Origin of the sequence: Bradyrhizobium sp. Mp19, from assembly GCF_029952935.1 — a bacterium.
GTDB lineage: Bacteria > Pseudomonadota > Alphaproteobacteria > Rhizobiales > Xanthobacteraceae > Bradyrhizobium > Bradyrhizobium elkanii.
In genome coordinates, this window is the sequence record NZ_JASAUT010000091.1 from 1 (window position 1) to 20,852 (window position 20,852).

Here is a 20,852-nt window from a genome sequence, read left to right on the forward strand (position 1 = left end):
CAAAGCGGTCTTAGGAAGACAAATATGTCTGGCAACTCCTTGGCTCACAGAACGACATGGCTACGATCCGACTTCGCGAACCTAGTGAACGGCTTCAGCAATTGGCCGGAGGAGCTGCCGTGTGGTCAAGTGACCGTTGTGCTCGCGGACGAGGTCCTTCGCCGTGCCGGCCGCAGGACGGGACTCTCAGACTTCACTGCCCAGGATCTCAGGGGCCTGGTGATCGGTTTCAATAGATGGCCGCTGCAGAGCGCCGCTCGCCAAGCCACGATCGCGATCGTCAATGAGGTCCTAGGCCGCGGTATCCGGTTCTTTGACTTTACCAAACCGGAATCGGAGAGTCTGATGGATGGCTTCAATAGGTGGCCGCAAGGCGAAGCAGGGCATGAGGCGATAGCGAAGATCATCGAGGAGCTGCAACTGATACAAAGTGAAGCCACTCAGCTCCGGTCAGGGGAGAAGTGGTCCCACCAAACAAGGCAATCGGCCAAAGAAGCCTCTTCCTAGCGGTGTTCATGCGTAGTATGCGGCGAGGTCACAACACGACAATCCCACGCAGCGACCCTCTTGGGATGCAGTCGGAGGCGTGCACAGCCACAGAATTGAGTAAACAATCGGAAGGACGTAGTTGTTGATCCAGGCTGAGAAGGATGTCGTCGAGCAGATGCTCTCATCATTGGCGATCAGCTTGTTGCAGAATCGTGTTGCGCCCTCCTACGAACAGGTGATGCATCATTTCGGATTAGCCTGCGAAAGAGCGGGGCTGATCGCGACGGAAGAGGTGGCAGTTCGGATATTGAAGCGCGTTTCAAGCGAAATCAACGAGGCGCAGTCGGTGCTCGAGTTTATCGGACGCGGGGCGGATCTAATGCATTGATCTCGAAGTTAAGAAACTTCCATCGAATCAGTGTCAGATGCAGCCGGGCGCGCGTTGTTCGACTGAGAAAGCGCCCCGGCAAGGGCCGAGTCGTCCGCTTTTGCTGGCCGAAACCTGCGGCAGTCTGAACCGATCTGGCAAGATCGATCCTTGCCGCCGATGTCAGAATAGGTGGGGACTCGCCATCTAGGAGGTTATCAGCCAGCCTTTGCCGATTGCGCCGGGGCGTACCGCCTCGCAGTGAAGCGTGAGCGGTGCTACATGGGATCGCGGGCTTTCAAGCTAGCGTCCCAACGTGGCCATCTGAATGAGCAGGGGGCGGTTTGTTGCCTCGGGAGTAGGAGCCGCAACTCGCCGGCTATCAGCGCCGCGCCGCCGAGGCGCCGTAAACAGCGAGCATTTTGCCAAGCTTAAAACTCGGTTGATCCTCGTCTGCTTTTCGTCGGTCCGCTATCTACGCCTAAGCTTCGGGAGAGGCTGATGGCCAGCCGTCCGCCCATTGTTCGTCGCTCTGAAGCCCGTCAGCTTATCGACAGCTACGTCTCGTAGCAGGAACATCTTTACTGGCTGGTCCGGCTTGACGTTCTCAGATCTGGCAAGAGAATTGGATGGTATCCATCAAGGGATTTACCGCCGAGGCTTTGGCTGTGCTGCGGTGAGCTGCAGTTGCTCGCCTGCAGGCCGGCAGGTGTGCGCGCCAGCCGTGGGCGGTGATTGCGCCGTATGACCGCCAGCTTTGTCATCAGCCGATCAGCGCGCCAACCCTGGTGAGGCTGACGGCTTAAAGGTGCGGCTGCGGACGCGCTTGGTTTGGATACGGAGAGACGGCGATGAATACAGAGCAGCTTGGCTCAGGCACTCCTTCGGGAACTTCCGATTCGGAAACCTCCGAGCCGGCATCTCCGGCTGCCACGCAGTGGGGCGAAGCCCTGACGGATGCGCTGGCGTCCGCTGGCGAGGCGTCCAGCTCGCAGCTCGAGGTCTTGTCGACCTGGGCCGCCGAAGGCGGGCAGGGGCAACACGAGGACCGTCGAGAAGCGGTAAGTCGTACGAGGGCTTGGCAGGACAGAGGCGATGTTAATGAGGCCCTAGATTTGTCGTCCCTGTCCCTGACCGGCTTGCCTGCGTCGACCCTGGCCGGGCTGCGTCGCCTGAATGTCGACGACAATCAGCTGAACAGCCTTCCTGGGAACCTTCCGGTCAGTCTCCAGTGGCTCTCTGCCAGCAATAATCGGCTGACCGGCCTGCCCGAGCTTCCAAATGGCCTGCTGCAGCTCGATGTCATCAGCAACGGGCTCACCAACCTGCCCGCACAGCTACCGCCCGGGTTGCTGCGGCTGAGGGTCGATAACAATCAGCTAACCAGTCTGCCTGATCGCCTTCCGGCGACGCTTGAGGAACTGGACGCCAGCGGCAACCGCTTGACCAATCTGCCCGACCTTCCATCCCGGCTCCAGCGCCTCAACGTCGACCACAATCAGCTGACGGACTTGCCCGAGCCTCTTCCGGGCGGGCTCCAATGGCTCAGCGCTAGCCACAACGAACTGACCAGTCTGCCCGAAACGGCGCTTCCCGACCTAATTTGGCTCGGCGCCAGCAACAACCAGCTGACCAGCGTACCCGAGACCCTGCTGACACAGCTAAGCGGTTATTCTAGCGTTAATCTGGAGAATAATCCGCTCCCCGATTTGGTGCAGGCTGGCCTGACGGCAACGATACATGCAGCGGGCTATGCAGGCCCGCAGGTCTTTTTATCGACGGCCGAAGGCGCGCTGGAAGTCCAGCCGCGCTCGCTGCAAGAGGTTGTGGCGCACTGGCTCGAGGCCGAGCCGTCGGTAATGGCCACTTGGCAGCGCTTCGCCCAAGAACCGGGTGCGCAAGACTATGCACGCTTCCTCGACCGGCTCGGGGGTACCGTGAACTATGGCAACGAAGCGTTCCGGCAGGCGGTCGTCGAGGATCTGCGGCAAGCAGCCGTCAGGCCGCGTTTGCGTGAACAGTTTTTCCAACTGGCCTCGGGAGCGAGCGAGCGCTGCGAAGATCGGGTTACCTTGACCTGGAACGGCATGCAGAGCGCACGGCTGAACGCTGACGTTGAAGACGGCGTCTATGACGGCCGGTTAACCGAGCTGCTCCAGCAGGGCCGGGTCCTGTTTCGTCTGGAGGCGCTGGACAGGATCGCACGCGAGACGGTCAATTCCCTTCGTCGTGCCGATCCTGACGCCGACGTCGACGAGATCGAGGTCTACCTTGCCTACCAGACCCAGCTGCGCAACCCGCTGCAGCTGCTGCACATCGCTCCGGATATGCGCTTCTTGAATGTCTCTAACGTGACCGAGGACGATATTGTCAGAGCCGAGGCGTCGGTGCGCAATCAGGAGGCAGCGGAATTTCCGGACTACCTGGCAACGCGCTGGCACCCATGGGAAAGCGTGTTGAGGCGCATCGCACCCGAAGACCATGTTGCAATGGAGAGGCGGCTCGTCGACGCGATGGGCGATGAATTCCAAGCCCGCTTGGATCGGCGACTGGCCGAGAATGGTCTGACGGGCGATGCCGATGCAGAGCGAGTGCTTGGCGCCCAGATTCGCAAAGAGATCGCCCTCGAGATCAAAGGCCCGGTCATGCATCAGGTCCTCGAGAGATTCGGACTTGAGCTTTGAAGCGCCCTCGAGCGGGAGCCGTCGATCCGGCCAGCTGCGCGCAATCTCAGGCGGCTATCGATCCTTATCGAGGAACGAATGGAGAAGTTTCGTCGAGCGAATGAGTTGCCGGCAGGTCTCGGTCGCTAGGTTGTGCGGACGATCAAGAGAAATCGTTCTATCGACTACTCGACCAGGCGAGCACTCTGTCGAATATCACTCGTTCATCTCTGATAGCGAAATGGATAGTGAACCGGTCCCACAGTCGCCCTTGTGCCTCGTAGGCTCTCGATATTCGTTGCGCGAGATCGATAGGACCCTCGCTGCATCACGCTCGACTCCAAATCACGAAGCATGGTGTAGTTTCGCCGGATCCACTGATGCAGTTCGGTGGTCCAGTCCTTTTCGTCGCGCAGATACCCGGTGAAGGAAAAACTCAGCCGATCGATATATCTCTTTAGAAACAACGGGAGCGCGGAAATCCGGAGCACTCGCTCACAATCCATCGCGTCAGGTAGTCCTTCGCGCAGCACGAATTCATTGTGGACGGTGACCAGCGCCGCCGGTGGAATCTGCCGCCGCAGCATTTGATAACCACGGAAGGAATGGCGGTCAGCGCCCGCGACGAAGAGGATGACAGGCGCGACACAGCAGCGTGCTGTTTCCTTGATGAAGCCGATCTCCTCGCACATCTTGAAGAACTCGTCGAAGGCGTGGAAGCCGAGGTCGATCACCTTGGCTACCCGATCGTGTATGATCAGTGGGTCCATCAGTTGCATCTTACCGTAAGTGTCAATTACATCTGCGGTCTCCGTGATGTTGGGGAGATAATCGAGCAATGACGGTTCCTTGAGATTTACATCGAAGGAGAGCGCCGTACCATTTTTCAGCAGCAAGTACTCGCTCACGAGGCGAGCGACGAGAGTTTTGCCGACCTGCGGGCTAGGAGAGCAGATGATGTAGATAGGAGTCGCTAACATAGCCAGCAGATCAATCTCACTTCGTCCCTGGGCTCAACCCGTCGCTCGCCGATAATGCGACTACTTATCGTCGCTCCGAGTCGCTGACTTGGCGCCGGCCAATTCCGTCAAGTTGATGCGATCAAACTCGCTCCAGACATTTGCCAGCCAGTGCCGTACATAGCCGCGCAGAACGAAGGAATTGTTCGCCGGCTCATCGTTCCGGCCCTTGTTTGCGACAAAATCGACGAATGGGACAGAAGCGACTTCGACCTGCTCGTAGGCCATCTCGTTGAGCTTCGGGATGGTCAACTCGGTCGCATGCTTGATGCGGTGAAAATAAGAATTATAGGTCGACTGGTCCCACTGGAAGAATTGAGTATCGTTGATGAAGTTCTTCACCAGATAGTACTTTGCGCCGGCCATGTAGGTCGCGGTCTCGGCGATCTCGTCCAGCGAAGCGATGGATGATCCCAGAATATGGAATACGGCAAAAGTGATCTGGCCGGATCGCGCCGAATCCAAAAAGCCGATGTCGCGCAAGGAGGCCAGTGCTGTGGATAGTAAGCCGGCGCGAGCATCGATAACGGTGACGGATAGCCCTGAGTTCAGGGTATCGAAGATCTTCATCTGGTCCGCCGTCGTCGCCATATCGACGATCTCGGTGATTGCGGGATAGAATCGCTTCAACGTTCCCCGCGGCGACTCCGTGTCGAATGCGCGTGTTTGCACGTTATTGACGTTGAAGTAGTCCAGAAGCGTTCGTGATACGGTCGTCTTGCCGACGCCTCCTTTGTCCGCGCCCACCACAATCACAACCGGCTTCACCATGGAATTCTCCTGAGACACTCGCTATTGCCGCGCGCGACGTGCGCAATCGGCGTGTCTTTGCTTTGGATGCGAACATGGCAGAAAGAAGGGGCTATTGAATCTTCGACGCGGGTGCGGCCCGATTGATGAGGTTTTCCAGTGCCGAGCCATCGGAGCTCTTTGATTGCGACGACGATGCAATTCGATGACAATAACTAATCTCTCGTGATCGCGTTTCACGTGAGGTTTGTGGTGAGCTGAAAGGACAAATTATTCGAGCAGTCGACCATGCGCGCTGATGATCGCGATCACCATCATGCTAATTCAATTTGATCGTTGATCAGCGCAAACAATTCGAGAGTCTCACGTACGTCAGGAAAGTTGGGCTTTGGCGTGGGCATGACCGGGGTGTTCCGCCCCGGTGCTTAAGACGCTTTCGGCGCGTTGGGTCGCACGGCCGTGCTGATCCGGTTGATCGTCAGACATCTAACTCGACAATCATGGCGGCCGTCTCATCCGGCAGGCAACGTGACGAGCGAACACAACAAGAAAACTATCGAGCAGCGGCCTGTTTAAAGCCTCGTTGCACATTCGAATGTCAGAGCGCCGAGCTGAGAGCTCGGCCCGGGACCTCGGCTCTGTGGACCTGTTCGACGGCGGGAAGCGGTATCCGACGGGCCCTTCTGCAGTTGCTTGATCGGCGAGCCTGATGACCATCTCAATTAGGGATCTTCACTTTGGGCATGAGCGTCACCGACCATCCCCCATACTTGCATCTAGCGACACGGAGGTTGGTCGCTCGGAGAGTCGCCCGTTCCGCGACATGTCGAAAGCGATAATTTTCTCGTGCATATAATCAGGTCCGCCACAATGCGGCCGATCAGGTGGCATCCCAGGCGGCGCCGTCGAGGGAACCCGCCGTTATTGTGGGGCTGCCGCTGCCACGATGGGCCGCTGCTGATCATCGTCACAGGTATTCAGGATCGGGCCGCGTGACACCACAGAACATAACGCCAGTTCGCCAGGGTCGCAGTAACTGAGCACACCTGTAAAGCGCAAGGCAGCTAAAAGCACATATTTGCTAGCAAATCGGGTAAGGAGCGGAAACAAGAAGCGTCGACTTCATAGCTCCTGCTTCTCTGCCCCGGAGTCCGCCGACAGGAGCAAACTCTAGCTCTGCGAAGGCCCCAGGGCCAAGAATTCCGCTTGGGCCAGCAGTGAGAGATTAGCAACGATCGGCAAGCGGTTAATGTGTGATTACGCCGCTAGTGCGAGAATTTGAGCGCAATTTTTTTGCTCCGCCGCAGCAAACTGCCGGTTCTTTACCGGAGGACGTGGAGAGCGAGTCTCGTGCCTGCGGCGCTGAGGTTGCCTGAGAGTTAATTGGGTTTCCTCGGTAAAGCGGGTGATGGTGTGGCGCCTAGCTGCTCGGCGTGTGACGGGGTCGTCGTGGCGGAGGGAACAGGTGCCGACTCGGCCGCGACCGGTGGGGAGCGGCCGACGATAACGGTGAGCAGACCCTGGCCCCACAGCCGCTGCGCGACCTTCCTGGCGTCTTCCAACGTCACCGCATCGACGATGGTATTGTAGTTTTCGATATAGTCGATAGGTAGCTTGTCAAGCTGATGCTGCAGCAGCGTTCGCGCTAGCTTTGATGAAGAATTGAGAGCCAGCATCTTCGAGCCCTTCAGGTAAGATTTTGCATCGTCGAGTTCTTGTCGGGTCGGGCCCTCGTCGGCGATACGGCGGACCTGCTTCTCAATCTCTTCAAGCGTCTCGCCGGCACGATTGGCGCGGGTGCCGCTGTTGCCTACGAACACGGCGGAATGATTCATCCAGACCAGCTGCTGACGGACGGAATAGGCCAGCCCGCGCTTTTCGCGAACTTCGCGAAACAGCCGTGACGACAGACCGTCGCCGCCGAGAACGTGGTTGACGATATTGGCGGCCATGAAATCGGGCTTACTGCGGCGGACGCCGGGACCACCGAAAGTCACAGCCGTCTGGGCCACATCGAGCGGAATGAAGACGCGCTGCGGCGGCTTTGCTGCGACGACGTCGCGAATCGGCACCGAGTCCGCCTTGGCCGGCAGGCCGCCAAACGCCTTGTCGAGCAGTCCGCAGAGGACGTCTGGCTGAATGTCACCGACCACAGCGATCTTGAGGGTGTCTTTTGCGATCACGCGCCGGACATAGCCCTTGAGATCGGTGACGCCAATCTTCGGGACGCTCTCGAGCGTGCCTCCGGCTGGCCGAGCATAGGGATGATCGTTAAAGGCGACTTCGAGGAACTTGCGATTGGCGAGCGATGAAGGATTGTTTGAATCATTCCTAAGATTCGCGAGCAGGCTGGCACGGATCCGTTCGACATCGGCCGCGTCGAAACGGGGTAAGGTTAGTGCCATCCGTAAAAGGTCGAAGGCCTCATCCGCGTTTTCCTCGAGCGTGCGTAAGGCACCGCGGAACTGATCGCGCGTCGATCCAAAACTCAGCTCAATGGCGCGACGGTCGAGCCGCTCGTGAAAGCTCTTGGAGTCGAGATCGCCGGAGCCTTCATCGAGCAAGTCAGCGACCATGTGGCCGACGCCGGCTTTGTCGGCGGGGTCCTGTGTCGCGCCGCCGTTGAAAGCGAATTCCATCGCAATAAACGGGACAGTTGCGTCTTTGACGAACCAGGCTTCTACCCCACAGGGCGAGACCAGGCGCTGGATCTTGGCCGCGGCAACGCTCTTGGCGGCGCCGAGCGAATCTGGCGAAACAAGCATTCCAATTGACAATGAAGCTCCGCCGATGAGGACGGAACGCCGTGTAAAGGAACAGGTCATGATCGTTTCTCCGTGTGCTTTGACGTCGCTTTGGTGAGATAGCCGGTCACCGAGCGCTTCTTGTCGAGCCATTTGCGCGAGGCCTCGAGTACCTGCTCCGCCCGTACGGCGCGGATGCTGTCCGACCAGCCTCGGACGTCGTCGATGCTCAATCCGGTCGTCAGTCCGCCGCCATACCAGGTCGCGAGCTCTTCCAAGTTGTCGTGGGCATAGATTGCTTGCGCGATCAGCTGTGTCTTGACCCGCTCGAAATCCTCTGCCTGCGGGGAATTGTGCGCAATATCGGCGACCGTCTCGTCAATGGCGCAGTCGAGCTGCCCGAGCTCGACGCCCGGTTTCGGCGTGGCAGAAATCTCGAATTGATGCCACCACCCATCAATTTGCAGAGCACCTCAAGCGCTGGACTCTCCCCGGCGGTCGCGGTGCGAGCCGAGGGTACGAGATAGAGACGGCGCAAGGCTGGCTGCTCGACGCGGGGATCTGCCAACGTCACGGTGCGCGGCGCGGCCGGCGTTGGCTCCTGCGGTCGCAGGCGTTCCGCAGGAATCGATGGCTGCGGGGGAATGCCGCCAAAATTCCTTTCCACCATCGGGCGGACCTCGCTGACCTTGACGTCACCCGCGATGATCAGGATGGCGTTGTTCGGCGCGTAGAAACGCTTGTAGAAAGCGAGCGCGTCTTCGCGGTCGAGATTTTCGATCTCCTGCCGCCAGCCGATCACAGGGTGACCGTAGGGATGGTTGAGGTAGAGCGCCGCCATCATCTGCTCGACAAGCCGCGCATCCGGCCTGTTGGCGACGCGCATATTATATTCCTCCAGCACGACGTCGCGCTCTGACAATACGTCCCGGTCCTTGAGAATAAGACCGGTCATGCGGTCGGCTTCAAATTCCATCATCTTGCCGAGCTGTTCGCGCGGCACGTGCTGGAAATAACTGGTATAGTCCCTTCCCGTGAAGGCGTTCTGATTGCCGCCGACGCGCAGCACGGTCTGGGAGAATTCGTCCGCCTGATGTTTGGTTGTGCCCTTGAACATCAGGTGTTCAAGGAAATGCGCTAGCCCCGATTTGCCCGCCGGCTCATCGGCGGAGCCAACCTTATACCAGATCATCTGAGTCACAACGGGTGCGCGATGATCCGGAATCATCACCACTTGCAGGCCGTTTGGAAGCATGAGGGTAGCCGGTCGATCCGATCTGGCCTTGTCCTCAGCAAAGATGCTCTCCTCCGCAGAAGAGTATAGGTTACGATTGGTGCTATCAGCCGTCCTGTGCTCGACCGCCGGGGAGGTGGGTGTCACTGAATCGATAGCGCCAGTAGCGATGCTCGACGCCATGGCGTTGACGGTACTCCGGTTCTTCATGGCCTTGCCTTCGCTCCATAGAGATCCATGTTTTGTGGCAGATAGACCGACAAAACAGGAGGCTGTACACGGTTTGGCAAGGAGCAAAGGTCGGGCCAAATGCCCGATGTGCGGCACGGGCCGCACGGCGCGCCAACCGGACGCAAGACCGATCCGGCGCGCGTGTTCTGGTCAAAGGTCAACGGCCGGCAGGTCGTGAACACGACATTGCGCAAGAAAGCACACGACAATCTGGCGCAAACCGTAGAATGGCAGCGGGGATAGACAAATTGAACCGCGATATGACTCCGGATCAAATCCCTGTCGCCTGTTGCTGTCTCGTTCTACGCCGGGAGTGGCTTGACGATGTTTCTCATGGTGGCGAGGCGAGAGTTGGCGAGAAGCTCCTTGGAGTACGCTGTGCCGAAGTAGTCGAGGACGAAGGTGCCAGAATAGCGTAGATTATCGCACGCGCGGATGAGGCTATCGAGTATTGCGCCGACTTGCCCAATGCGGTCGCGATAGCGCGCGCGAATGACATTAACAGCGTTCATCGAATGAACCGCCTCGTCGGCAATTATCTCTCGCAGCCAATGATGAAACGTGTTGTTCCCAAGAGCGTCGTAAAACGGCTTTTCTGCCGCGTAGGCGCGGCAAGTGCACATTTCGTCAAACGCAATCATAACTAACAAGGAGAATTCGTCCTTCAGGTAATCGGTAATCGGACCAAAATCATGCGATCGAGCGCCCAACCTCTCGCGAAGATGCTTTTCGGATCCGTTCGCGACAAGTTCAATGATCCGGATGAAGCCATTGGTGTGGCGCTCTTCATCAATCACCCAGGCGCTGAGAAATGCTGCAGCTTCATCGGTCGCGATGAGATTTCTGGCGGCAAGTTCTTGTTTCAAATGCCGGGCGTCATATTCCGTGTATAAATCAGGCCACAATTTATCCCAACGTGCGCGTATGGCTGATGGTTCGGCGCTGAACATCGCAGGTGTAAGAGCGCTGAACAATTCGCTTGGATTCCAGTCCCGTCGAACCGGCGTGATCATCCCTGTCCCCTAGCCGCGAGCGCTTAAGCGAACGTTTTTGTCTTTCCGAACCCTGGCAAATATTAGCTGCATACGAAACGGCCGTCGCCTCTCAGTTTTGGTGGGGCAAGTCCGGGTCGTACTGTTCTCGGCCCATCCAAGGTTGCGGTCAATGGCCAGCGAAAGTTCATCGCGGTGAGAAGCAAGCCAAGAAGAAGTGGAATACGCGCGTTTACCAGCCGACTGGTTTCGTCGTACTGATCGACACGCATAGCATCGTCAGTCTACCATCGGCCGGTTGCTCGGACTGCACGACGCCTTTGCCGTCACTATATTCTGGCGCGGAGTTCGAGCGATGGGACATGCACCAAGCAACGGTCTGTGCGAGAATGCGCGCTGAGCAGGCTCGGAGCATTGAAGCGTTGGCAATGCTCCCCGATCCACCTTCGTCGCTGTTTAGTACGAACTGCCATTGCCCTTATTCCTGTCGCACTCTGCCCTGTCCGGTGTGATACTTATTATGTCCAGAGTCCGACGCTGCGGATCAGGGCTGCGGGAGCGCTGTATCAAGTACATGTTTTTCCTGTTCGTGGACGGCAAGCCCTCACGATCGTTTGTGGCACGTCGCTTGCTCGGTCGAGAAGTGACAATAGTGGCCTCACAATCATGAGATGGTGTGTGGGCGCGTCAATTAGTGATCATGGGAGACATGCGGGAGCGCTGCTCAGGCGTCGTCTCGTCCATATACAACCATACAGGAGATGGCGATGACGAAAGAAACCGGGATCAACGATGACATCGGCATTGCAGCCGGCGCATTTCAGGACTTCACGAAGCGAGCCATCGGAGCGCAAAGCGAGTTTGTGAAAAAGTACTCAGAGGCCTATTGGCACTGGCAGGAGCGCATTCAAATCGAAGCGACGCAGTTGACAGAGTTCTTCAAGCATGTCTCCTCGACGTCTTCAGCGCCCGACCAGATCGGCATTCTTCAGGGGTGGATGAAAGGCGCCAAGCAGCGGTTCACGGAGGATGTTGTCTATTCTATCGAAGCCGCGAAAGCTCTCACGAATGTCGGACTGCAGGCTTAATTTGGTCTCTGCCGGCGCAAGGTGGCGGTGTCATATGCAAGGTAAGTAACGGATGAATTGCAATGTTACTACACGTGGCGATACAATTATCGATCGCATCTCTAATTACTTTTGAGGTTTTGCGGCGGCGTATAGTGCGGCCGATTAAGGGGAGCCTAGTTATCGGCAAGCCGGCCACTCAAGCGTCAAGCTTTTGCACGCTATTGTTCGCTGCGCGCCAAGGCGTCATCCATCCGCGGTTGTGACCCGGCATCCTCGGTCTCCGTCTTACTTTCTAGCGCAAGCGACAGTTTGAGATTGTTGTGCAACATCGCATTTGAGGGTTCTCTTTCGAGAGCTTTGCGGTATAGCCCTTGCGCCTCTTGATGGCGGCCCTTCTGATCGAGGACAACGCCCTTGGCGTTCAGTGTGCGCAGATCGCCGGGAGCCGCCAAGAGGACATTATCGAGAACCTCAAGGGCTTGATCGGGCGATTTGCGGGCCAGCAGGACCCGCGCAAGAGAGATCGCCGCATCGACATTGTTTGGTTGTTGCTTCAACGTATCGCGCAGAGTTTGCTCATCAGCATCCCGACCGAGGCTGTATGGAATTCGTTCGCGCACGCCAGGATCGATCGCCTTGGCGTCAGCTAGGTCTGACGAGGGCGTCTGCCGCGATGAAAGGGCCGACCTATCCGGGTTAGCGCAGCCTGCGAGCAGAACAAGAGCGAGCGAGCTTGAGCACAAGGCTGAGCGAAGGAAGCATGCGCGTCGCCAGAGGCTTATCTCATAGGAATTCATAGGCTATCTCACGACGAGCTGCTGTGCTCTGTTAACTTGCGGCTGGAAGCAGCCCGCCACGCTCCGAGGAAGGAACCCTTTCCTTGGTAGCCGGAAGTTTCACGGACCCAATCGGCTGGACTGTGAACTCCGAGGCGAGATCCTGATAAGACAGAACGGGCAGATCGAGCCCGTTGCGGGTGAGAAAGCCGCGTACGAAGCGCCGGATATCCATCGAGCCGAGAATGACGGGCTGGCTTTGGCTTTGTGCGATGGTCGAATGGATCTGACGGAATTGTGAAAGCAGCTTCTCGCTCTGCCAATCGTCCAGAACGAGATATGGTCCGACAGCGGTTTCGCGCACCGAAACGCGCACTATCTCTTCAGTCTCACGCTCGATGATAAAGGCGGCCACAACGCGGTGGGCATTGGCATAGCGAAAGCAGATCTGCCGCTTCAGGGCGGCACGAACATATTCAGTGAGCAGGACGGCGTTCTGCTCGCGTTCACTCCATTCTGCAAGGGCCTCCAGGAGGAGGCGAGTGTTGCGAATGGGTATCCCCTCGTCGAGCAGACGGCGCAGGACCTCTGCGATCCGAGGAATGGTCGCCGTACGAAGCACTTCCTTCACCAGATCGGCGTACTCCTGCTCCATTCGGGCAAGCAGTTGACGTGTCTCTTGAATGCCTACCAGGCGCTGTGCGTAGCGTGTCAATGTGGAATGGAGACGTAAAGCAAGAATTTCGACCGGACGGTGGTGTCCGATCCCGGCGGCTTTGAGCGCAGCTGCATGGCGTTCTTCGATCCATACGCGAGCCGTCTCCGGATCTTGCCGAAATGGGATGCCGCTTAGTTCAATGTTCGCAATATCATCGTTGAGAACGAGTTGCGTCGGATCGATCACATCCCGTTCAACCGGCACGCTATCGACATCTATCCTGAACTGCGACTTGGACAGGTTCTGGTCAATCCGGGCCGGGATACGCGGAACCGTGATTCCAAGGTCTGCCGATACCGACGTGGAAACGCGCGCGATGCTTTGTTCCAACTCGTCTTTGTCGATTGAATGTGTCAGGTTCGGCGCAAGGAATAACGCAATCGGAAGTGCTTCCGCATGAGCGGCTTGCTTCTGTGCCTGTGCCTGTGCTGGAGCCGGTGCCGAAGCAGTGACGTTTGCGCCTGTCTTCGCGGCAGGCTCGTCGCCTTTCGCGCCGACCTTGACATAGCTTGCGGCAGCGAAGAGGACGGCCAAGATGACGAACGGGGGCAAGGGGAAGCCAGGAACGAATCCCATTAACAATAAGACGCAGGCCGCCAGCCGAAGCGCTTGTGTGCTCGCCGTAAGTTGGCTGACAATATCGGCCCCAAGCTTGAGCTTGGAAGGCCCGTTGACCCGTGTGACGATGGTCGCGGCCGTAATCGACAGCAACAGTGCGGGAATCTGTGAAATGAGCGCATCACCTATCGTCAGCAGCGTATAGTGATGCATCGCGGCATCGAGCGACATATCCTTGGAGAGCAGGCCGATGCTGATTCCGCCCAGCATATTGATGCAGATGACGATCAACCCGGCGATCGCGTCGCCTTTCACGAATTTCATGGCGCCATCCATTGCACCATGAAGTTGGCTTTCTTGCTCAAGTGCCGCGCGCCGGCGACGTGCTTCGTGTTGATCGATATGGTTGTTGCGCAGCTCCGCATCGATCGCCATCTGCTTGCCCGGAAGTGCATCGAGCGTGAATCGCGCTGACACCTCTGCGACGCGCTCGGCGCCTTTGGCAAGGACCATGAACTGCACCATGGTCACGATCAGGAATATGACGATTCCGACAGCGATATTCCCCGAAATGACGAAGTCGCCAAAGGTGCGGATGATGCTGCCGGCGTCGCCCTCCGCAAGAATCAGGCGTGTTGTTGCGATGGTCAGCGCCAGACGAAAAACCGTCGAAATCAGAATGACGCCCGGCAGCGACGAAAAATCAAGCGGCGTGCTGAGATAGAGGGCAACCATCAGCAGCAATATGGCAAAGCCGAGGTTGAAGCCGATAAGCATGTCAATCACGATGATCGGGATCGGCATGATCATCATGCCGATCGCCAGAAGCAGCATCAGTGCGACCATGATATCCGGATGGGCCGGTGCGCGGGCGACGAGATTTCGTAGGTGACTGGCCATGCAAAGCCTTATTGTTTGACCGGAGCCGGGTTGCCCCGCAAGGAAACATAGCGCTTGAAGGTGGCCTGCGCCTCGGCCATGCGGCCAGCCTGACGCAGAGCATGGCTGCGCAGCAGCAGCAATGGCAGACGCGACGATGGCTGATCATCAAGCATGTCCAGCCTGTCCAATACCGATAGCGCTTCCTCGCCGAGGCGCTCCGAGATGAGGGCATAGGCGAGGATGCGAAGCAGCTCGACGTCTTGAGAATGTTCGTGAACGACGAGCCGCAAGAGCGCCAGACTGTGTGCGCTCTGCCCGCACGCAAGGTGGACATAGGAAAGCGTGCAGAGCAAATCGCGCTCGGGCCCAGAGATCGGAACTGCCCGATCGGCTTTGGAAACATTCGACGACCGGGTAGGTGTGAAGTGCTGCACTTCGTGCGGATCTGGCATTGCTAGCCTTGGATCAAGCTGTTGTGATTCTGCCGGAGCAGGATTAAACGCCGCAGCTCCAGCCGCAGAAGCGCAGCCCCTTCGCCTGCCACCGAGCCCTCTGGCGCGGCTGACAGCGCATCGGCCAGACGCTCGAGGAGAAGGCCGTGTTGCTCCGGACGTACTACATGCGAATGACGCAGGCGGGGCGTGACGAAGGAGAGCAGGCTATGCGCGAGATTGGGGCCCTTCAGGCAGGCAAGTTCCGAACTCGTTTCGATCTTACCTGCGTGCTCGGTGGCATCGGTGGGATTGATCCGCGAGATTGGATCGATTGACTTGAGTTCGAGCGCGTTATCGATCGTGCTGGCAGCCAACCGCTCCTGCGCTTCGCGCTGTTGGACAACTGACGTGTGACCCTTGCCGTTTCCATGGACCTTGTCGATGCCGACGCTGCTGGCCTGAGGTGTGGCCGGGGCGATAACAGGTGCATGATGCTCGTTGTTAATTCCCTGAAAGGCGATGCCAGGCTCTACGGACCGCTGCGGCAGCCTAGTCATGAAACGTTCCTTCGTTGGCCGCGGGCTAAAACTCTAATAAGACAAAGCAGCAAGCTGGCCATTGCGTGTCAGCAGCACACGTCCGTCCTCGATCTCCTTTACGGTCCATCCATTGCTCAGGAGTGCACCCGCGAAGTACTTTTGACCAGCAATGACCAGATAAGGGGCGCTTCCGCGCCAAACTGCCTGGACGGCAATTGCGGGGGGCGCCTTCTCCTCCTTGATGGCGACCGCACTGACGAGCGTATAAGCACCATTGCTTTGGACATCGAACCGCTGCTGGACTTCCCGCCATTTAGCGAGCGAGGCAGGCGTAATAGTGCCATCGGCGGTCACAACGCCCGGCCCGGAACTGACTTTGATGCCGAGCAGGCCCGCCGCGTCAACTTCCCCTTGCAGCCGTTGAGCCGCTGCGTCGGTGGCCGGAACATCAGGGGTCGCGAGCGCGATTTTGGGGGCAATGTCCGTGGCGGAGGACGAGGTGCTCAGCGCTGCGGCGCTGTCGAACTGGACAAATCTCGTTGAAAGGGTGCCAACTGCGGCAGAGCTGATGAGGACCAAGGCAAGCGGGATAATCGGTACATGCCAGCGCCCGGTAGAGCCGGCTTGCTGAGTGCCTTCGGTCGAGCAGCGAATGGACATCGCGCCCATATGGATGACGGCAGGAAGAGGGACAACAACGGTCTCATTTGGCGAAATAGGGCCGCGACCCTCGATCGCGACGTCCGCGGCAAGGGCCTCGATCTCGATCGAGCTGATATGCCAGCTGACGCGAAGATGGTGCGGTTCGAGGCCTTGCTCGATGAAGACCAAATCAGCATCGAGGCTGCTGCCAATCAAGCAGGAGCCGCTCCCCGCTTTGCCGGTCAACCCGGAATAACACCCCGACAACACTTCGAATAGCGGGGAAGCTGGTTCATTCACGATCGTCTCCTGAATGAAGAACGAGACCGTACGGCAAAGCCGTACGGTCTGTTGCGACTTCACAGATCATGCGGCCGGCAAAAGCGGGAGGATATAATTTCGTCCCGCTTCATCCGTTACTGCACCCGCTCGTCGGCCACTTTCTTGACGGTCGAGAGTTCTGTCGAGACGACGCGAAGTTCTACATCCCTTTCAGCAGCCTTCGTGCTGCTGGCAGTCAGGGCGGCGAGCTGCCTGTTGAATGCCGCTTCTCCCGCAGCTTCAGCTGCGGCGGAACCCGCGGCTGCAGTAGCAGTACCAGCTGCGCCACCCGCCGTCGAGGAATGAGAAGCACCAACCTTATCAGCCATATTGTCTCTCCTGTTTATTTGAAGATTGCCGCGCCTTGCGGCTCCGATTTTCCTGACGCCGCAACATGCGAGGTCAGGAATCCTCCTCTGTCTCGGCCATGGCGTCGTCGAAACGACCCATTGCACTACTTACAAACTGCATAGCGACGGCGCCGAGAGCGACGTTGAACGCTTGCTGCATAGCAGCGGCTTGCGAGTCAGCGTCTGGACCAGACGCGCCGCCATTTAAGGGAGCGCCTGCACCATGCGATTGGCCATGATCATCGTGCTCGCCAGGCGCCCGAGATCCTTTTTTGCCGCCGCCAGTCGCGTGGAGGTCGGAATCAAGGTGCCCAGCGGCGCTAGAGCTGGAAATGCGCATCGGGTTCTCCTACTTCAAAACTTCGTTCGTGCGGAGGGAGCGGTCGCCGTCACGGCTACTATGGAAGCATTAGCTTTCGACAAGCTGACGAGCCTCAGAAATTCTGTGAGCCGATCTCTTTGATGTTGCCTCTGGACAGGCCGCCTCATATTTCGGCAGTGTGTCGGCGTAAGCTGCAGATCACAGGGTTGGTACAAGACCTCGCCTATGTGGCACTTGATCAGGCAAGCCGTTGTTCATCAAAGCGCAGCGTTGACAAGCGGAATGTAAGCGCCGGACGGATAAAACGGGCTTAAGCTTTGACGTGGCCCATCTCGGGACTCGCCCGGCTTTGGACCCCTCGCAGCTCGTTCGGCAGTTTAGGTACCTCGAACCACGCAGCGATTTGTCTAGATCCTGTCCCGGGCTGCTGCGCCAGGATAAAGTTGCTCATGCGAGTCAGCGATGAAGAGCGATCTTCCATTCCCGCTCGGAGCAGGCCCATAAAAATGGATCACTTTCGTGGACAGCGATCAGGAGGCGCTGGAGACAAGGACCTTGAGCGTCACCTCCATTAATGTGCTCTCGATCCGACGACGTAAACCGGTCAGGCACGCCACTCCACCGGTTCCGTCGCGGCGTGAAGGCATCAACAAGTTTACCGTCCGCGATGGGTGGCGCAATCGGCCCGGCGAAATCTTCGCGGTGGCGCACGCGATGTGAGAACGCCCGTCGGGTGCTCGAGTGCAGCCGACAAATGCGCCGGTTTAGCTAGCGACAAGCACGCTCGTCGGTGTAAGCATCGAATATGCTTGCGCGACCTGCGCGGCGGGGACGACCCTACCGCGCAGGCCGCGCAAGCTGGCCTTTCGTTAGCGCCGCTACGACTAGGCGTAGGCACCTGCAGCTTGCGTGCGCTCGGATTCAATCCGTGCCTTGAGGTTATTCAGATAGTCCTCCGCGTAGGACTGGGCCATCGACACCGGCAGATTGATGCCGGCCGTCGCCGCTTCTTGAATTGCCTGCTTCACCAAGCCTTCTCGAATCGCTATCTTGACCTCGGGGCCGGCGATGCAGCCCACGGCCTGCGCCGCAAGACTCAGCCCGGCTTCCTCCAGCGCCTTCTTCATGTTGCCGCCGCTGATCGCGGTGTGCAGAAGATTTGCAGCTTGCGCTTCGGCCTCGATCACCATTGAAGCAAGATCGGCCAGTTCGCCCAGCCCTGGAATGAAGCCGAGTACACCAACGGCCGTCGCTGTCCAGTCGAGTACCTTCGAGCCTACCTTGAGCACGTCATTAATTGCGTGCATGAGGGCGCCACCGTTCTTCTTGGGAGACTTGATGTCGGGCTGATCTGCCGCGCCAATCATCATGTCTGCGGTAGCCTCCTGTTCGGCCGGCGTTTGAGCGGCATGCGTTTTCAATTGCGGAGCGGCGCGGTTCGCACCAGACATGTTGTTGAAGAACTGGTTGAAATCGTTTCTGCTGATGTTTCCGGAATCGACCGTATGGCCGCCGCCGAAGTCGAAAAACTTGTGGTGGGTTTTGTAACCAGTAATCGCGTTGTTCATCAATCCGAACAGCACAGGATCCGAGAGCAGCTGGGAAGCCGCGCTTCGCACCTCAGGGGAAAGGCTCTTGTCGTCCACCATACTCACGAGCTTTTCCCGGGTCAGATCGCCATTTCCAAAGAAAGCGTCCTGGTTCTTGTTGATCGTGTTTAGTGTGCTCAGCTCGGGTCGAGTGAGACTCATCGATGACGAAGCGACCTGCAGGAAGTCCTCCTTGTGGACCTTATCTATCGAGCCGCCGTACAACTGCTTCCATTGATCCGGGTGGTCGAGAAAATATTGAGCCGCGGCGAGGACCTGTGGGGGGCATTTGCCAATGTCGGCGTTGCCGTCCACGATGCGCCTGAAATCCGCAAGGCTCAAGTTCTTGGGCAGGTTATCGGAATAGCGGTAGAGTTCGCGCAAGGCATCGGTCAGTGTCATGACCGATGGCTCACCGTTCCCGGTACCGTCGGATGGCATGTAGTTCTGCTCGTAGATCCGCGCCCGCTGCTCCTGGAACGCGGCAACTTGAGGGTGATGGTCGGAAAAGCCGCTGAGATCGCCCGCTTTGATCTTGCCGCCACAGCGGCCGTCGCCTTGCGAACCGATCGCATAGAAGAGCTCCGGGTCCTGTTGCAGTGCCTCGATCGCCGCCTTTAGATCCGGCGGTGTCGAGGGATCGTTGGCCAAATCTCCCAGAGACTTCCAATCAAGCGGGCATTTGTCCTTGTGGCGGTTCAGCACAGAGACAATCTGCAGTTCCGCATTAGTCAGCGTGCCACCGTTCCAGGTGATCCTTGAGCTTTGTACGGGCGCTTCCGCAATGATTGGGCTGCCGGCAGCACAGGACGGCTGTGGGTCATCCTGATATGCATCCAATGCTGCCCTTATCTCTGGTGGCAGGATACTCCGCGCCTCCTGCGTGAGTTCCTCAGTCAGTTGCTTGGTTGATTCTGTGGAGGCCGTCACTTGCGATGCTGAATGATCGTTGGTCGTGTCTTTCGAGGAGAGGCTGGCCAGCATCGCCTGAAAGCTGGAAAAGTCCTGCGCCGACGAGGGAGGGGCGGGCATTCCGGAGAAAGCCACAGTTGAGTTGGCGGTTGGCGATAGGTCGACTGACATTACACGTCCTCCGATGTAAGTGTGCACCACAAGACGGTCACCGGCGCGGCCCGAGATCGCGACGAACAGGGAGTGTTGATCGGCAGAGTTCAACAGGTCCTACCACTTGCATCCTGTTGCTCAGTGCGCCTTCAGCGCTCAGTTTCGCGACTATCCATGGGAACGCCGCCGTCTAAATATTCGCCCGTATGGTAAAACGGACAACCTTTCGAGAAGCTGACGGCGCTCAGACGATTTCAGGGTGATTGATGAAGTAGTCTTGCCCGCAAGGGACCTGGACGTATTTCAATGCCGGTGCCAGCTTCGCTTAGTTGCGTTCGCCTGGCCTGGTGCCATGTCAGCGAGTTAAAGCTTTACGTCTGCCTATCGGGAGCATTCGTTGATTTGGTCCAACAATCTCGCAAGAGCTCCGGAACACCTTAAGGTGGGCGCTGATTTCGCAGTAGCCACCCCCGCGCCTGCGCCAGAAAAAGTGCTCGCTCTTCTGAGCTGCTGGCTCTTCTGAGCTGCGCATCCAGCATGGTCGGCTCAGATACCGGTCGTCGACCAAGTCCTCGAAAAACTCCATCGTCAGACGCGTTGAGCGGACCCAACTTGCACTGACAAACATCAAAGCTCGGACGCCCGGCCTAAGTCCTTTTGTTCGTCCTTGGCCGCTGCGCTCTTCGACCCTGCATCGAATCCACGTCGCGGGCTCAATACGAGATAACAGTTGGGTCACGCGGTTACGAAGGGCGGACGCAAACTAGCCGCAAGAGCAGGTTTAACGACTTGGGAGACGAATAAGTTTTCTCCTCGCGGTTCGGCCATGTGCGGCACACCCGCGATGGCGAAAGTTGTTGTCCGCGGGTGCCTGCCTGACATCACATTGCAGTTTCTCAGCATGTCGATCTAAGGAATGTGGCGGCTTGGCGAGTGAGGACCAGTGGTGGCGGCACGTCCGCCGTCGAATGATGGCTCGGCGCGTGACGGCGCGGCTCCAAGCTTCGGCCAAATCCGATGCTAGTACCCACTTTTCTTGGAACGTGAGTCGTGATTCAAGGTCGGGATGATACCCGAAGCAAGAGAAGTCCGCCTTT

General features: G+C 58.1%; 16 protein-coding genes and 2 pseudogenes. 6 read left to right on the forward strand and 12 right to left on the reverse strand.

Annotated elements, in window-relative coordinates:
• From QJT82_RS42545 to QJT82_RS42555, 3 genes and pseudogenes are all read left to right on the forward strand, one after another.
• Positions 1–507 (forward strand): annotated as a pseudogene (locus QJT82_RS42545) (hypothetical protein); the annotation flags it as partial.
• A gap of 124 nt (positions 508–631) precedes the next feature.
• Positions 632–877 carry a hypothetical protein gene (locus tag QJT82_RS42550; protein WP_225161260.1) on the forward strand — a complete coding sequence of 82 codons (246 nt, stop codon included), beginning with the start codon at positions 632–634 and terminating at the stop codon, positions 875–877.
• An 830-nt stretch (positions 878–1,707) separates the two neighbouring features.
• The gene (locus tag QJT82_RS42555) at positions 1,708–3,540 is read left to right on the forward strand and encodes an NEL-type E3 ubiquitin ligase domain-containing protein (protein WP_016848203.1); all 1,833 of its coding nucleotides are present in this window, start codon (positions 1,708–1,710) and stop codon (positions 3,538–3,540) included.
• A gap of 203 nt (positions 3,541–3,743) precedes the next feature.
• Here QJT82_RS42555 and QJT82_RS42560 read toward each other — a convergent pair whose 3' ends face one another.
• The 4 genes and pseudogenes from QJT82_RS42560 to QJT82_RS42575 all read right to left on the reverse strand — a co-directional run bounded on the left by QJT82_RS42560 (position 3,744) and on the right by QJT82_RS42575 (position 9,287).
• Positions 3,744–4,499, reverse strand: a complete 756-nt coding sequence (locus tag QJT82_RS42560) for a hypothetical protein (RefSeq protein WP_018269935.1) — start codon at positions 4,497–4,499, stop codon at positions 3,744–3,746.
• Between the two features lie 60 nt (positions 4,500–4,559).
• Positions 4,560–5,309, reverse strand: a complete 750-nt coding sequence (locus QJT82_RS42565; protein WP_018269936.1) for a hypothetical protein — start codon at positions 5,307–5,309, stop codon at positions 4,560–4,562.
• Positions 5,310–6,667: 1,358 nt separating this feature from the next.
• A complete protein-coding gene (locus QJT82_RS42570) occupies positions 6,668–8,053 on the reverse strand; it encodes a pitrilysin family protein (protein ID WP_016847909.1) in 1,386 nt (461 codons plus the stop codon).
• A 56-nt stretch (positions 8,054–8,109) separates the two neighbouring features.
• Positions 8,110–9,287 (reverse strand): annotated as a pseudogene (locus tag QJT82_RS42575) (pitrilysin family protein).
• Between the two features lie 288 nt (positions 9,288–9,575).
• On the opposite strand from QJT82_RS42575, the gene QJT82_RS42580 reads away from it, so the two are divergent.
• Positions 9,576–9,740 (forward strand): hypothetical protein, encoded by a 165-nt coding sequence (locus QJT82_RS42580; RefSeq protein WP_016847912.1) that lies wholly within the window; start codon positions 9,576–9,578, stop codon positions 9,738–9,740.
• Between the two features lie 59 nt (positions 9,741–9,799).
• Here QJT82_RS42580 and QJT82_RS42585 read toward each other — a convergent pair whose 3' ends face one another.
• Positions 9,800–10,510: a hypothetical protein gene (locus QJT82_RS42585; protein ID WP_240537185.1), complete on the reverse strand. Its 711-nt coding sequence runs from the start codon at positions 10,508–10,510 to the stop codon at positions 9,800–9,802.
• A 746-nt stretch (positions 10,511–11,256) separates the two neighbouring features.
• Between QJT82_RS42585 and QJT82_RS42590 the strand changes: the two genes are divergently transcribed.
• A complete protein-coding gene (locus tag QJT82_RS42590) occupies positions 11,257–11,577 on the forward strand; it encodes a hypothetical protein (RefSeq protein WP_018269940.1) in 321 nt (106 codons plus the stop codon).
• A 200-nt stretch (positions 11,578–11,777) separates the two neighbouring features.
• Here the strand turns inward: QJT82_RS42590 and QJT82_RS42595 are convergent, their stop codons facing one another.
• The 6 genes from QJT82_RS42595 to QJT82_RS42620 form a co-directional block, all read right to left on the reverse strand.
• Positions 11,778–12,179, reverse strand: coding sequence for a tetratricopeptide repeat protein (locus QJT82_RS42595; protein ID WP_225161263.1), 402 nt, complete (start codon positions 12,177–12,179; stop codon positions 11,778–11,780).
• A gap of 208 nt (positions 12,180–12,387) precedes the next feature.
• Complete coding sequence (gene sctV / locus QJT82_RS42600) at positions 12,388–14,511, reverse strand: type III secretion system export apparatus subunit SctV (protein WP_028343136.1); 2,124 nt, start codon at positions 14,509–14,511, stop codon at positions 12,388–12,390.
• Between the two features lie 8 nt (positions 14,512–14,519).
• The gene (locus tag QJT82_RS42605) at positions 14,520–14,945 is read right to left on the reverse strand and encodes a hypothetical protein (protein ID WP_050994308.1); all 426 of its coding nucleotides are present in this window, start codon (positions 14,943–14,945) and stop codon (positions 14,520–14,522) included.
• Between the two features lie 2 nt (positions 14,946–14,947).
• Positions 14,948–15,484: a hypothetical protein gene (locus tag QJT82_RS42610; RefSeq protein ID WP_016847917.1), complete on the reverse strand. Its 537-nt coding sequence runs from the start codon at positions 15,482–15,484 to the stop codon at positions 14,948–14,950.
• A 33-nt stretch (positions 15,485–15,517) separates the two neighbouring features.
• Positions 15,518–16,408 (reverse strand): hypothetical protein, encoded by an 891-nt coding sequence (locus tag QJT82_RS42615; RefSeq protein WP_026192316.1) that lies wholly within the window; start codon positions 16,406–16,408, stop codon positions 15,518–15,520.
• Between the two features lie 116 nt (positions 16,409–16,524).
• Positions 16,525–16,758 carry a hypothetical protein gene (locus QJT82_RS42620; RefSeq protein ID WP_075968406.1) on the reverse strand — a complete coding sequence of 78 codons (234 nt, stop codon included), beginning with the start codon at positions 16,756–16,758 and terminating at the stop codon, positions 16,525–16,527.
• An 862-nt stretch (positions 16,759–17,620) separates the two neighbouring features.
• Here QJT82_RS42620 and QJT82_RS42625 point away from each other — a divergent pair.
• Positions 17,621–17,821: a hypothetical protein gene (locus tag QJT82_RS42625; protein ID WP_155258683.1), complete on the forward strand. Its 201-nt coding sequence runs from the start codon at positions 17,621–17,623 to the stop codon at positions 17,819–17,821.
• 164 nt (positions 17,822–17,985) lie between these two features.
• On the opposite strand, the gene QJT82_RS42630 is transcribed toward QJT82_RS42625, so the two are convergent.
• Complete coding sequence (locus tag QJT82_RS42630; protein ID WP_026192317.1) at positions 17,986–19,674, reverse strand: HrpF/NolX family T3SS translocon protein; 1,689 nt, start codon at positions 19,672–19,674, stop codon at positions 17,986–17,988.
• Positions 19,675–20,852: the final 1,178 nt, after the last annotated feature.